This window comes from Vibrio sp. 779(2023), from assembly GCF_033344285.1.
In the GTDB taxonomy this organism is placed as follows: Bacteria; Pseudomonadota; Gammaproteobacteria; order Enterobacterales; family Vibrionaceae; genus Vibrio; species Vibrio alginolyticus.
Genome location: NZ_JAWPOM010000026.1, coordinates 25,327 through 39,491, shown reverse-complemented (window position 1 = coordinate 39,491; position 14,165 = coordinate 25,327). Strand labels below are relative to the sequence as shown.

The following is a 14,165-nucleotide window of genomic DNA, read 5'->3' as shown; positions in this document are numbered from 1 at the left end:
ACTTATGACTTGATTATTCCACTACTCTTTCGATGAGCAGTTGAGGTTTAAAAGTACTAGCTCTCGAAGTGCTACAGAGAACTTAGCAAATTCGTGTACTGAGCCAACTTTGAACTCGTTTAAGATACTCTCCCAGCGGTGCAACGATTGCTCGTTAGTTTCAATCCAATCTTCTAACGCAGCCATCACGTCAAGCTCTTCGGTTGAGCAGCCACAAGTCAGTACCTGAGCGGTAAGTTGACGTTGTTGCCAGTCCAGATCTTCACGGAATGCCGCTCTTGCAAGTGCTTGCCAGTTGTTATCAACGGCTTGGCTATTAATTTGCTTCAAGAACCAATGCAACGATAAACGGTCACCCAAGTTAAAGTAGAGTTTCGATGCTTGCTCAACCGTTTTACCTGTTTCACTTGCTACTGATGAAATATCCAGTGCAGATTGTAAGCTTGATAAGCGGGCAACTTGGTGAGCGAGTTTCTCTTCAACCCCTTTCTCTATCCAACCTTGAGCCAACTCATTGTGTTCTTCAACTTCAGACTCAACTAACATAGTGTCTAGGGTTTCAGTGATAACATTGACATCTTGCTTGTAGATAGCAATCAACTCACCGACCGTGCATTTGCCGCTACGGTTACGAAGCAACCAGCGTGCAATTCGACGCAGTGCTCGGCGCACGTAAAACATAATTTCGTATTGAGCTTGCGCTGTCGCAACGTTATCAAGTTTGCGAGTTTGTTTGAGGATTGCTTCTAAATCAAAGATTTCTCTAGCCGCACTGTAAGCATTGGCAATATCGACAACACTTGCACCAGTTTCTTCTTGCAAACGAGTAACGAAGTTACAGCCCATTTCATTAACCATCTGGTTAGCCAATGCTGTAGCTATAATTTCAGCTCGCAGTGGGTGATTAACCATTTGATCTTTATAGTTACGTCGTAACGCACTTGGGAAATATTCAACAAGTTGTTTTGCATGGAATTCATCATTTGCGATTTCATCCGTAACAAGTTGCTGTTTAAGTACCATTTTACCGTAGGCAACTAACACTGATAGCTCAGGGCGAGTCAGACCTAGTCCCTGTTTTTCACGCTCGATTAGCGTTTCATCATCAGGAATGTATTCGAGAGCACGGTCCAAGTACCCTGCTTTCTCCATAGTGTGGATGAATCGAATTTGCTCCTTAACAATGCCAACACCTTGCTGTTCAGTAACAGAGATCGACTCCGACTGACGGTAAGCATCATCCAAGACAATTTCACCCACTTCGTCTTCCATAGACTCTAGAATTTGGTTACGTTGCTTAACCGTAAGATCGCCATTTGAAACCAGTCCATTGAGGAAGATCTTGATGTTGACTTCATTATCCGAACAGTCAACGCCACCTACGTTATCAACGAAGTCCGTGTTCACTCGACCGCCAGTTAGTGCGTATTCGATACGACCAAGCTGAGTCATACCCAAGTTACCACCTTCGCCAACCACTTTGGCTCTTAAGTCACGGCCGTCAATGCGCAGCATGTCGTTAGCACGGTCACCAACATCTGTATGAGTTTCTGTCGATGATTTAACGTAAGTGCCGATACCACCGTTCCAAAGAAGATCGACTTTCATTTTCAAGATCATCTTTATCAGATCGTTAGGCGCTAAAGATGCTTTCTTCGTACCTAACATTTTCTGAATTTCTGGCGTCAACTGGATCGATTTTGATCGACGAGAGAAGATGCCACCACCTTGAGAGATCAAGTCTTTGTTGTAATCTTCCCAGCTTGATCTTGGCAAATTAAACAAGCGGTTACGCTCTTCCCAGCTGCTGGCTGAATCTGGATTTGGATCAATAAAGATGTGCATGTGGTTAAACGCAGCTTGCAATCGAATATGCTTCGATAACAGCATACCGTTACCGAACACGTCACCTGCCATATCACCTACACCGATTGCAGTAAAATCAGTGGTCTGACAGTTGATGCCCATTTCACGGAAGTGACGTTTAACAGATTCCCAACCACCTTTTGCGGTGATTCCCATTGCTTTGTGATCGTAACCGTTTGAACCACCTGAAGCGAATGCGTCACCTAGCCAGAAGTTGTATTCTGCAGAAACAGAGTTTGCCAAATCTGAGAAGGTTGCTGTGCCTTTATCGGCAGCCACTACTAGATATGGGTCATCTTCATCGTGACGAACAACGTTTTGTGGTGGTACCACCTCTCCTTCAATGATGTTATCTGACACATCTAGCAGTGCACGGATAAAGCGTTTGTAACAACGCTGACCTTCCGCAAAAATTTCATCACGAGTGGTGAGAGATGGCTGGCGTTTACAAACGAAGCCGCCTTTTGCACCCACTGGTACAATTACAGTGTTCTTAACCTGTTGCGCTTTTACTAAGCCAAGAATCTCCGTACGGAAGTCTTCTTGACGATCTGACCAACGCAAACCACCACGAGCCACTTTTCCACCACGAAGGTGAACACCTTCAATATCTGGTGCGTAAACAAAGATCTCGAATGCAGGTACAGGCTGCGGAATCTCAGGAATATCGCTTGGCTTCATTTTCAAAGATAACCAAGGCTTAGGCTGCTTATTCTCGTCTACTTGGTAGTAGTTGGTACGAAGCGTCGCCATGATCATTTCAATATAACGACGAATAATACGATCATCATCCAAGCTCTCTACACGATCCAACTGCTCTGTTAGCTTTTTAATTAGATCGTTTTGGCCTTTCTCGCTGCCTTTGTGTTTCGGATCAAATCGCTTGGTGAACAGCTTGACTAGACCTGTCGCTAAGTCTGGGTAGTGGCTTAGCGTGTCTTCGATGTACTGCTGACTGAATGGGAAGCCTACTTGGCGCATGTATCGTGCGTAAGCACGAAGAATGGAAATCTCACGGCCAGATAACGACGCACCTAATAACAATCGGTTGAAACCATCACTTTCAAGATTACCCGCCCAAATGGCAGCAAATGCTTGTTGGAAACGATCACGAGCTTCACGAAGGTCAACGGTTTTCTCGCTCTTATGCAGCATAGAGAAGTCAAGGATCCAGAAAGTCTGCCCGTTGTTTTTCTCGATCTCATATGGCGATTCGCCAATCACACGCAAACCAAGGTTTTCCAACATCGGCATTACGTCAGAAAGGTGAATTGGTTCATCGCGATGGTATAACTTTAAGCGGACAGCTTTGGAATCTGCACCCTCTTCTTGAGGTCGGTAGAACAACATGCCAAGTTTATTATCATCACTTAATGCTTCTAAGCGCTCGATATCTGCAACCGCAGAACCTGGCATCATGTCCTCTTTGTATGAGCGAGGGAACGCACTCATATATTCTTTTGAAAGAGGAAGGCCTTTACTTTCACCAAAGTTAGCAATGATGGATTCTTTTAGTCTGTCATCCCAAGAGGTAGAAACTTCCATTAGATTTTGCTCGATCTTTTTCACGTCTACGTCAATGTTGTTATTGTCTACACGAACAATGTAATGTGTTCTCGCTAGTGGGCTTTCTGAGAAGTACGTTGTAAATTCAACCTCTTGCTCGCAACCAAAGTACTGCTTAAGAATGCGTTGAGTTTGACGACGCAATTCTGTGTTGTAACGATCTTTAGTGACATAAACCATGCAACTGAAGAAACGACCAAATGGGTCTTTACGAACAAACAAACGCAGCAAGTCACGATCTTGCATTTGTACAACACCCATTCCCACCTCAAGCAGCTCTTCTTCATTAGCTTGAAGCAACTCGTCGCGTGGGTAGTTTTCTAAGATATTGTGCAATGCTTTGTATGAGTATGATCCGTGACGGTATCCACTTGCTTCAAGGATACGGTCAACTTTTTCACGGATCAGAGGAATACTTTGTACCGCTTGGTTGTAAACAGCGGAGGTATATAAACCAGTAAAGCGATGCTCACCTATTACTTTACCGTTTTTATCAAACTTTTTAATACCGATGTAATCAGTATAAGCTGGACGGTGGATACGAGATGCTTTGTTACCTTTGGTGATGATCAGAGCGTATGGTTTTTTCGCTTCTAATCGCGCTGAATCTGATAATTCAGAGAGCTTGACGCTACGAACGCGCTTGTCATCAGCAAACAGACCTAGTCCTTTTTCTTTAGCAGGAACAAGTTCGGTATCACCATTGACCTCTTTTAAGTCATAATCTTTATAACCCATAAAGGTAAAGTTATGATCTTCTAGCCAACGAAGAAATGCGATCGTTTCATCCATACGATCCGTTTGGATAGAAACACGATCTTTATTTTTCTCAAGTTCATCAGTAACAAACTTAAGCTTATCAACCATCTGCTTCCAGTCATCAACGACTAAGCGAGTATCAGATAGAATTCTTAACAGCTCTTCTTTAAGCGCTTGCATCTCGTCTTTACTAGTAAGGCGGTCTACCTCTATGTGGAAAAGTGATTGAAGAACACCACCCTCACCGTTTACGTCTGTAACTTGGCCTTTTTTATCACGCTGAATCTGTGTTGGGTTATTCAACATTAGGTGACAAACAAGATCCAAACGTGCTAAAGCCATTTTGACTGAGTCCACTAAGAATGGACTATCTGGAACAACAATTTCTACGATTGTGTGTGTGGATTGCCAGCCTTGACGACTTACGGTCGGGTTAAATACTCGAACCGAAATCTCTTCTGGTTTTTTTTCATTGATATGGTGCCAAAGGCTAACGACAGCACCATAAAGGTCGGATTCGTTTCGCTGAATTAGATCATCATCAGCAATGTTACTGAATAAGTGTTGAGCAAGTTTAGTTACAAGCGTTTGGTGAGAAAGCTCGAGTTTGTCTTGAATCAGTTGGTAAACCTTTTCAAGCAGAACCGGCACTACATTTTCACGCGCGGTCATATTCACACTCCACATTAGAATTGTTGTTTTGTAGGGGGACTTAGTAGCTAGGTTGTTACCTTAGAAACTAAGCATAGGTAATGCATGTGCCCATTGTAAAAGCATAATTACAAATGTTTAACAACTAATCGTAGTGGTAAGAGGTGAAATGTCCGATTCTGTGACTAAGATTCCTATTTAACTCTCTGCAAATACAATACATCACAGAGTTTCTAACTTAAGAAACTTATTATTTTGGTCAGTTGTTAGTCTAAACTGGCCTCTAACGCCCAATTGACTAAGAAATGGTCTAAATCTCGCGGCGGGTAACTGCAAACGCAAACCGTTGTGTGTGACAACTTGAACAACACTTGCCGCACCAGAATAATGAGATAAAAACGTTTGATATGAAATGTTGAGATTGAAGTAGTAATAGTTCATGAAGTGAAAACTAAGTGACATAAACAAATAAGGTGGTCTTAATGACCACCCTATTGTGTTGTTTACTATTCGTCTAGTGCTTTAGTCACTTTTTCGAATAGATCTTTAGCAAGATTATCCATTGCTTTGAGCTTTTCAAGTTCTGCACGAATCATTGCTTGGCGAGCTTCATCGTATTTACGGAACTTAAGCAAAGGATCAATCATTCGAGAAGCTACTTGTGGGTTCGAATCATTTAGTTGGCGAAGAATTTCACCGGCAAATTGGTAACCTACACCGGATTTATCATGGAAACGTACAGGGTTCGCACTTAAGAACGAGCCAATTAAGCTGCGCGTACGGTTCGGATTTTTCAAACTAAATGCTTCGTGGTTCATGGTTGCTTTTACTTTTTCAAGAGCATCCTCTGCAGGATTGCTACCTTGCAGTGCAAACCACTTATCCATAACCAAACCATCGTGCTTCCATTTATCGCTATAATCAGCCATAAGTGCTTCACGACACTCGAGCTGAGCGTTATTTGCGGCACTCATCGCAGCAATCGTATCTGTCATGTTATTTGCAGATGCGTACTGCGCGTTGACTAAATCATTACCTTTTTCCGTATATGCTAGGTACTGAAGGCAACGGTTACGTAAAGCACGCTTGCCAATAGCAGCATGGTCGATCGTATACTCTGTTTGCTTAAGCGTGTGATAAGTCGCACTTAGCTCATCTTCTAATTCCTTAGAAAGTGACACTGTAATGCTGTTTAGCACTTTGTCTACGGCATCGATATCAATTTGCTGGTACCAACCAGTAATCTCATTGATTGAAGGCATAGAGAAAACTTGAGCAATGAAAGCTGGCTCAAGCGTTTCATCCAACAGCACACCGCGGAAAGCATCTATCACACCTTCAGAAAGCGATACTTCTTGTCCCGCTTGAACGTTTTTCACATTCTGACGAATGTATTTAGCCAATAGCATTTGGCTAGCGTCCCATCGAGCAAAATCGTTCGTTGCGTGCTTCATCAAGAAGACTAACTCGTCATCGCTGTAATCGTATTCTAATTTGACTGGTGCCGAGAATTCACGCAACAAAGATGGCACTGGCTGTTCTTCGACATTTTCAAATACGAACGTTTGCTTATCTTGTTTAATATCCAGCACGTTATTAACTGATTCACCGTTAATCACCAGTGGGATAACTCGACCTTTCGAATCATACAACTCGATATCGAACGGAATATGCAGCGCTTGTTTTTCTGCTTGGTCTTGCGTCGGCTCCGTAAATTGCTCTACCGTTAGTGCGTAAGTTTTTGCATCAGCGTTGTATTCGCTATTTACGCGCAGCGTTGGTGTACCCGATTGGCTGTACCACAGACGGAACTGTTTTAAATCAACACCGGTGGCATCTTCCATTGCAGAAACAAAGTCTTCACACGTCGCGGCGGTACCATCGTGACGTTCAAAATAAAGTTTCATTCCTTTTTGGAAGCCCTCTTCGCCAAGGAGTGTATGGTACATACGAATAACTTCGCTGCCCTTTTCATACACCGTTAGCGTGTAGAAGTTATTCATCTCAATGACTTTGTCAGGACGAATCGGGTGAGACATTGGGCTTGCATCTTCCGCAAATTGAGGACCACGAATAATACGTACGTTATCAATACGGTTATCAGCACGAGAGCCTAAGTCAGAAGAGAATTCTTGGTCTCGGAATACGGTTAAGCCTTCTTTTAGACTTAGTTGGAACCAGTCACGACAAGTGACACGGTTGCCAGTCCAGTTGTGGAAGTACTCATGACCGATCACAGCTTCGATGCCTAAATAATCACGATCTGTCGCAGTTTGATCGTTCGCCAGCACATATTTTGAGTTAAAAATGTTCAAGCCTTTGTTTTCCATTGCACCCATGTTGAAGAAATCAACAGCAACGATCATGTAAATATCCAGATCGTATTCTAGGCCAAAGCGTTCCTCATCCCACTTCATCGAGTTGATCAGCGATGTCATCGCATGGCCTGCACGATCTAAGTTACCTTTATCAACAAAGATTTCTAAATCAACACTGCGACCTGACATCGTTGTATATTTGTCACGCAATACATCAAAGTCGCCTGCAACAAGGGCGAACAAGTAAGCTGGTTTTGGATGCGGATCCTGCCATTGAACCCAGTGACGACCGTTCTCTGCATCGCCTTCTGCAATTCGGTTACCATTGCTCAGCAAATATGGGTAAGCAGCTTTATCTGCGATCACTTTTGTTGTGTATTTTGCTAGAACATCCGGACGGTCTAGATAGTACGTGATACGGCGAAAGCCCTCAGCCTCACACTGAGTACAAAATGCACCGCCTGATTTGTACAAACCTTCGAGTGCTGTATTCGCTTCAGGATCAATTTTGGTGACGATTTCAAGTTCAAACTCGGATGGAAGATCGGTCAGTACCAGCGATGACTCCTTCACCTCGTGATGAGCCCAATCCTCACCATTTACTTTTACAGCGCGTAGCTCAAGCCCTTCGCCATCGAGTTCTAGCGTTGTTGTATCGCCTTTTTGAGCAACTTTTGATACCGCCGTAACGATTGTGTCATTGTCATATAGATCAAAAGTAAGATCGATATCAGTAATCGCATGAGATGGCTCTTTATAATCTTTACGATATTTGGCCTGGGGAGCTTGAGACATGAGCATAAATCCTTGTATGTCGAACAACAAAAATACCAGACTGCATGATCAAAAATGCAGTTCTGGTATCACTATATAAGCTATTTGTAGGGGTTGTGGTATCAGAATACAAGTCTTTCTATCAAAAAACGGAGCTTTTAGTGCTCTAGCTCCGTTTTTTGATTAACATTTAAACAACATTAATGACTTACCGTACGCACGCGTAATTTGGCGCATGTTAAAGGCATCATGGCGTAACTCTATTGAGTACGGCGTACATATCACCATTGGAATCTTCGATCGTTAGCTCATTCTTGTTGAGCTTATACGTGGTTCCATGCTCGCCATTTTCATACAACAGAACCAAAAACTCATCTTCTGTGTAAAACACACCTTGTTTGATGGACTCATCCCCTTCTTCGTTCGAAACCCTAAACATGAACACGAAATCAGGTTGAAGTATCAAATCCATCTGATTAATGTTGTTGGCCACAAGACCGTCGCCAGATACGTGAGAGCTAGACCAAATACCTGCAAGTGAATTGGATAATCCCTTAGTGAATGTTACACCATTAAGATCAAGCGTATTATGGTTGTTGCGATAGGCATAAATTTGAGGCTCGTCGGTGTTTAAACCAAGAACGATGGTGTCTTCATTTGCGTTATACAGCCCTTCCCAATGGTCAACGGAATAGTCTTTCTTTTGAATATCAATAGAAAAGCTGTAGTCAGAACCTAATGAGAGTTTGATCGCACGAAAGTTTTCAGCCGACTCTTCGGGGTTTGGGTTCATCAAATACCAGTCTCCGATGAGAAACGGCGTGTCAAAGTGACTTAATTCATCTTCTCTGGTGTTTTCTCCACCAAACACACTAAAGCAGCAAAAGCTAAGTAAAATAAAGAACCACTTCATATCGGCATCCTTATCGTTTTCTTTTAGCTTAGCCAGTAGTCCTCACTTTCGCGAAATTTTAGATGTAGATCACGTAAATTATTGGGGGAAAATAAGCGAATATCTTGCTCGATATCGAGACAGCGGAAGACAAAAAGGCATAAAAAAAGAGTGAATCTGAAAGACTCACTCTTTTTATTCTAAATTGCCAGTTATTATGACTGATTTTCCTGCTTAAGTAGATCGACCATAATCGCGACAGACTCATCTAAATAAACATCAGGAGCCTCGTAGTCTTTTGGTATGTCATCCAATGTTTTGAATGCTTTTTTACCCAAAGCAGCTTGACGTTCATTTATGCGTTGTAATCGAAGTGCTTCCGCTTTATCCGATTCAGCTTTACGAACTTTCTCGTTCAAAGACAAAGTATTATCGTCTTTTTCTTTACGATATTTCTCGATGTCTTCATTGATAAAGCGGAACTCCATCTCATCAGAAATACGCTTGTTATGAAGAGCAGTAAGTTTTTCAACTAAGGCGTCGTTACTTGGAAACGTTTGATATTGTGCTTTATCAATCTGATCCCAAGGTAAAGCATTGTCTTCAACACTTTCACCAGTTTCAGAAGCCTCAATTGGCGTTGGGTACGAAATATCTGGTGCAACACCACGATTTTGCGTACTTCCACCGTCAATACGATAAAATTTCTGAATCGTGTACTGAACATAACCTAGCTCTTTATCGAAAAGATCATAAATATGATTCAGTGAACGATGTTGCTGAACTGTACCTTTACCGAAAGAGTTTTCACCTAAGATGATTGCACGATTATAATCTTGCATTGCCGCTGCAAAAATTTCAGATGCTGAAGCACTGTAGCGGTTAATCAATACCGTCAATGGGCCATCATAACTCACTTTTCCATCGGTATCGGCATTCACCTTGATGCGGCCATAGCTGTCACGGACTTGAACTACAGGGCCTTCTTTAATGAATAGACCTGTCAATGCCGTTGCTTCTGTTAGCGCACCACCGCCATTGTTGCGTAGATCAACGATTACGCCGTCAACGTTTTTGGTTTTCAACTCAGCTAGTAATTTATCGGTGTCTTTCGATAAGCCGACGTAGAAACTTGGTACTTCTAAAATACCAATCTTCTTACCGTCTTTTTCGATGATTTCTGACTTAACCGCACGATCTTCTAAGCGAACTTTGTCACGAACAATTGTGACAATGTAACTCTTCGCATCGTTACCTTCTGGCAAGATCTGTAGATTAACCTTTGTGCCTTTAGGGCCTTTGATTAACTGAACAACATCATCCAGACGCCAACCGATCACGTCGACAATTTCTTCACCGTCTTGTCCAACACCAGTGATTCGGTCCCCTTCACCAAGTTGCTTACTCTTTGATGCCGGACCGCCAACAACAAGTGAACGAATTACTGTGTAATCGTCTGTCATTTGCAAAACGGCGCCGATGCCTTCTAGAGAAAGGTTCATTTCCGATTGGAATTGCTCGGCATTACGTGGAGAAAGGTAGCTTGTATGAGGGTCAACCTGTCGCGCGAAGGCATTCATATACAACTGAAATGCGTCTTCATTGTTGGTCTGTGTGATGCGCTTCATCGCGTTGTTATAACGCTTCTCTAAAACTTCTTTAATCTCTGGCCACTCTTTGCCAGTCAGTTTCAGATTTAACGCGTCATATTTCACACGCTTGCGCCACAACTCGTTGAGCTCTGCTTCGTCTTTTGGCCATGCTGCCTCAGAGCGGTCTAACTCTATCTCGTCATCGGTATCAAACTTGATCTCTTCATCGAGTAGAGTTAACGCATAAGCAAAACGATCGAAACGCTTCTGCATTGAGAGGTTGTAAACATCAAAAGCAATTTGGTTGTTGCCCGATTTAAGCTGATCATCAAGCTCGACTGACCAATTTTTAAATGAATCGATGTCTGCTTGAGTGAAAATATTTCTATTGTAATCAAGCAACTCTACATAGCGTTCAAATATCGCTTTAGAGAAATCATCATTGAGGCTGAAGTGCTTATAATGAGAGCGGGTAAATCGCGAGGTGACTCGTTTGCTAGCTGTTTCATGCTGAACTTCAGGAGAAAGAACCGGCAGGTCATCTTTATGTAGTTTGGCTTCAAGAGCCTGAGCTGATGCTGCTAGCCATAAGCTAGCAGCAATCAGGGTCACTTTTGAACGGCAATTCATGCGTAGGAGTATCTCCTTTATGCGCGCAAGTGCTCCGCTTTCACAACCATTTGTAGGCCGTTAGCAAGTTGAACACGTACATCATCCTTATTGATTTCAACAATGGTCGCTGCCATGTTTCCTTTGCCCATGTTCACGTTAACTGCGTTACCTACTGTGATTTCATCAGCATTTAGAGCGCGCGTTTCTACAGGCTTAGTTGGTTTTTGTACTTTTGGTTTATTAGTACGACGAGGCTGTTGAGGCTTTTTAGCCGCAGGTTTCGCTTTCGCCTTACCCTCTTCACGAGCTTTTTGTGCTTGTTCTTTACGACGAGCCTGAACTTTCGCCTTGCTTTCTGCAAGTGTCGCTTTCGCGTGTTCAACGTGCTCTTCTTCTAGCTCACCACAAGGGTTGCCATCTAGGTCTACACGTACTGCACCTGGTTTTACACCGTGTAGGTAACGCCATGATGAAGTGTACTGTCTTAACGCTGCACGAAGCTGTGTTTTGCTTACTTTTTCGTCTTCATTTAGACGTTCCGCAAGATCTTGAAAAATACCAATTTTCAGAGGTTTTGCTTCACCTTCTAAAGTAAAGCACTTAGGGAAACATTCAGCAATATATGCAATAACTTCTTTGCTGTTTTTTAACTTTTCAGTCATGAGGGGTCCTGATTTGAGCGGATTTCCGCGAGCATTAAGAAAAAATATTCTCGTATTATAGTGACATGCCAAGGAAAAACCACACTCGAAGGCTAATTTATGCGTCGTTCGCGTGTGAATTAAGCAGCTTTTCTACTTCAACCATGAAATGAGTGAGACCTTCTTCGTCTGTTTCATTAAATCGGCCAATACTTGGACTATCAATATCAAGTACACCAACCACCTTTCCATTAATAGAAAATGGAATCACAATTTCTGAATTGCTCGCTGCATCGCACGCAATATGCCCCTCAAATTCGTGAACGTCGTATACTCTTTGTATAGTATTAGTTTGTGCAGCAGTACCGCAGACGCCTCGACCCATTGGGATACGAACACAAGCTGGTTTTCCTTGGAACGGACCAAGAACAAGCTCTTCACCTTTCGTTAGGTAAAAGCCTGCCCAGTTAAGATCGTCAAGTTCCATGAAAAGCAATGAGCTCAAGTTTGCTAGGTTCGCAATAAAGTCTGGTTCAGACTCAATTAGAGCAACAGCTTGTTTGGTTAGTCTTTGGTATTGTTCTAAGTTCATATTAACTTCCTACTTACTATAAAAGCTTCCATTCTCAATGTATGGCGCTAAAATGCAGCCCTACTTTATAATAGGACTTATTCTCAATTACAATGCTTCTGAAAAATGACACTATTAGCCGTTCTTGGTTGATAACACAAGTAAAAAAGCACAAGTCCAAGCTGATCATAGCGAACTTGATAGCGGTGCTTGCAACCTTGATTAGTGTTCCAATTCCCCTCCTCATGCCTTTGATGGTTGATGAGGTCTTATTGGACCAACCTGCAAAAGGCTTAGATGCCATGAATGCCATTCTCCCTGAAGCGTGGCACACTCCGACAGGCTATATTTTCTTCACCCTGTTCTTGGTTGTTCTTATGCGAGCTGCGAGCCAAGGATTAAATATCCTTCAAAGCCGACAATTTACGCTTGTTTCAAAAACCATCACGTTTGAGATGCGCAGTAAAATGATCGACAAACTCGGCCGTATCAGCATCCGACAATACGAAACCAAAGGTAGCGGAGGAATCAACGCACACCTTATCACTGACATTGAGACCATTGATAAATTTATTGGTTCTACGTTAGCAAAATTCGTTATCAGTTTTCTGACTGTTATTGGTACTGCTATCGTTCTACTTTGGCTCGATTGGCGACTTGGTCTGTTTATCCTGTTAGTTAACCCTATTGTCATTTACTTCTCACGTAAACTAGGCAGTATGGTTAAACATCTGAAACGGAAGGAAAATCATTCTTTTGAAATTTTCCAAAACCGCTTAGTTGAAACATTAGATGGAATCTACCAACTACGCGCGGCCAATAAAGAACGAGAATTCCTCCAACAACTCAAAGACAGTGCGAACCAAGTTCGCGTTGATGCAGACAAGTATGCTTGGCAATCTGAAGCGGCTGGTCGCGTATCTTTCCTTCTCTTTTTGATCGGCTTTGAATTATTCAGAGCTGTCGCAATGTTAATGGTCATGTTCAGTGACCTTACTATTGGCCAAATATTTGCCGTTTTTGGTTACCTATGGTTCATGCTGTCTCCTGTTCAAGAGTTGCTTGGGATTCAGTTTTCTTGGTATAGCGCTAAAGCGGCATTAAAACGCATCAACGACTTATTAGAGTTAGAAGAAGAGCAGAGACCGGTTCCTAAGGTAAATCCTTTCAAAGAAGGTAGAGAAGTTGATGTTAAAGTAGAAAACATTAATTTCTCTTACAATAATGAAAACAAAGTCCTAGATAATCTTTCTTTACATATGCCGGCAGGAAAGAAAGTGGCGTTGGTTGGTGCAAGCGGCGGTGGTAAGTCAACCTTGATACAATTACTTATTGGGGTTTACCGTCAAAACTCCGGTAGCATTCGCTTTAATGATGAATTAACAGAAGATATTGGCTTTGAAGTAATTCGCGACAAAATTGCCGTGGTATTACAGCAACCTATACTATTTAACGACACCTTGAGGCATAATCTAACGCTTGGTGGTAATTTTGACGAAATGTCACTTTGGCGTGCGCTTGAAGTGGCTCAGCTGCATGATGTAATTTCTCAACTTAACCACGGCTTGGATACTCAAGTTGGTCGTAATGGCATTCGTTTGTCAGGAGGTCAACGACAACGGCTTGCCATTGCTAGAATGGTGCTGAGTAATCCTCAATTTGTTATTTTAGACGAAGCCACGTCTGCGCTAGATACCGCTACTGAAGCGGCTTTACACAAAGCACTGACCGAGTTCTTACGTGGTAGAACAACATTAATCGTTGCGCACCGACTATCCGCTGTTAAACAAGCCGATTTGATCTACGTGCTTGAAGATGGGAAAGTGACGCAAACAGGTACTCATGGTGAGTTAGTTGAGCAAGAAGGCTTATATCAAACCTTATATGGGGGCATACAGTCCCACGCTTAAATCGTTCAAGCTA

Annotated in this window: 8 protein-coding genes; 1 reads left to right on the top strand and 7 read right to left on the bottom strand. The window is 42.6% G+C overall.

Features of this window, described 5'->3' with window-relative positions; translation table 11 throughout:
* Positions 1-21 precede the first annotated feature (21 nt).
* The 7 genes from R8O70_RS22065 to R8O70_RS22035 all read right to left on the bottom strand — a co-directional run bounded on the left by R8O70_RS22065 (position 22) and on the right by R8O70_RS22035 (position 12,263).
* Positions 22-4,863: an NAD-glutamate dehydrogenase gene (locus tag R8O70_RS22065; RefSeq protein ID WP_115386001.1), complete on the bottom strand. Its 4,842-nt coding sequence runs from the start codon at positions 4,861-4,863 to the stop codon at positions 22-24.
* Between the two features lie 201 nt (positions 4,864-5,064).
* The gene (locus R8O70_RS22060) at positions 5,065-5,283 is read right to left on the bottom strand and encodes a DUF2835 domain-containing protein (protein ID WP_005377440.1); all 219 of its coding nucleotides are present in this window, start codon (positions 5,281-5,283) and stop codon (positions 5,065-5,067) included.
* Positions 5,284-5,348: 65 nt separating this feature from the next.
* Positions 5,349-7,955 (bottom strand): aminopeptidase N, encoded by a 2,607-nt coding sequence (gene pepN, locus R8O70_RS22055; RefSeq protein WP_054574165.1) that lies wholly within the window; start codon positions 7,953-7,955, stop codon positions 5,349-5,351.
* 226 nt (positions 7,956-8,181) lie between these two features.
* Positions 8,182-8,847, bottom strand: a complete 666-nt coding sequence (locus R8O70_RS22050) for a hypothetical protein (RefSeq protein ID WP_005377438.1) — start codon at positions 8,845-8,847, stop codon at positions 8,182-8,184.
* Between the two features lie 194 nt (positions 8,848-9,041).
* Entirely contained in the window at positions 9,042-11,048 is a 2,007-nt protein-coding gene (prc, locus tag R8O70_RS22045; protein WP_033905323.1) for a carboxy terminal-processing peptidase, read from the bottom strand.
* A gap of 17 nt (positions 11,049-11,065) precedes the next feature.
* Positions 11,066-11,692 (bottom strand): RNA chaperone ProQ, encoded by a 627-nt coding sequence (proQ, locus tag R8O70_RS22040; protein ID WP_005377435.1) that lies wholly within the window; start codon positions 11,690-11,692, stop codon positions 11,066-11,068.
* Positions 11,693-11,789: 97 nt separating this feature from the next.
* Positions 11,790-12,263: a GAF domain-containing protein gene (locus R8O70_RS22035; protein ID WP_005377433.1), complete on the bottom strand. Its 474-nt coding sequence runs from the start codon at positions 12,261-12,263 to the stop codon at positions 11,790-11,792.
* 92 nt (positions 12,264-12,355) lie between these two features.
* On the opposite strand from R8O70_RS22035, the gene R8O70_RS22030 reads away from it, so the two are divergent.
* The gene (locus R8O70_RS22030) at positions 12,356-14,152 is read left to right on the top strand and encodes an ABC transporter ATP-binding protein (protein ID WP_005377431.1); all 1,797 of its coding nucleotides are present in this window, start codon (positions 12,356-12,358) and stop codon (positions 14,150-14,152) included.
* Positions 14,153-14,165: the final 13 nt, after the last annotated feature.

Excerpts from the sequence above, each read along its gene's own strand:
- R8O70_RS22035 (WP_005377433.1), bottom strand. The coding sequence starts at position 12,263 with ATGAACTTAGAACAATACCAAAGACTAACCAAACAAGCTGTTGCTCTA.
- R8O70_RS22065 (WP_115386001.1), bottom strand. The coding sequence starts at position 4,863 with ATGACCGCGCGTGAAAATGTAGTGCCGGTTCTGCTTGAAAAGGTTTAC.
- R8O70_RS22030 (WP_005377431.1), top strand. The coding sequence starts at position 12,356 with ATGCTTCTGAAAAATGACACTATTAGCCGTTCTTGGTTGATAACACAA.
- proQ (WP_005377435.1), bottom strand. The coding sequence starts at position 11,692 with ATGACTGAAAAGTTAAAAAACAGCAAAGAAGTTATTGCATATATTGCT.
- R8O70_RS22060 (WP_005377440.1), bottom strand. The coding sequence starts at position 5,283 with ATGAACTATTACTACTTCAATCTCAACATTTCATATCAAACGTTTTTA.
- pepN (WP_054574165.1), bottom strand. The coding sequence starts at position 7,955 with ATGTCTCAAGCTCCCCAGGCCAAATATCGTAAAGATTATAAAGAGCCA.
- prc (WP_033905323.1), bottom strand. The coding sequence starts at position 11,048 with ATGAATTGCCGTTCAAAAGTGACCCTGATTGCTGCTAGCTTATGGCTA.
- R8O70_RS22050 (WP_005377438.1), bottom strand. The coding sequence starts at position 8,847 with ATGAAGTGGTTCTTTATTTTACTTAGCTTTTGCTGCTTTAGTGTGTTT.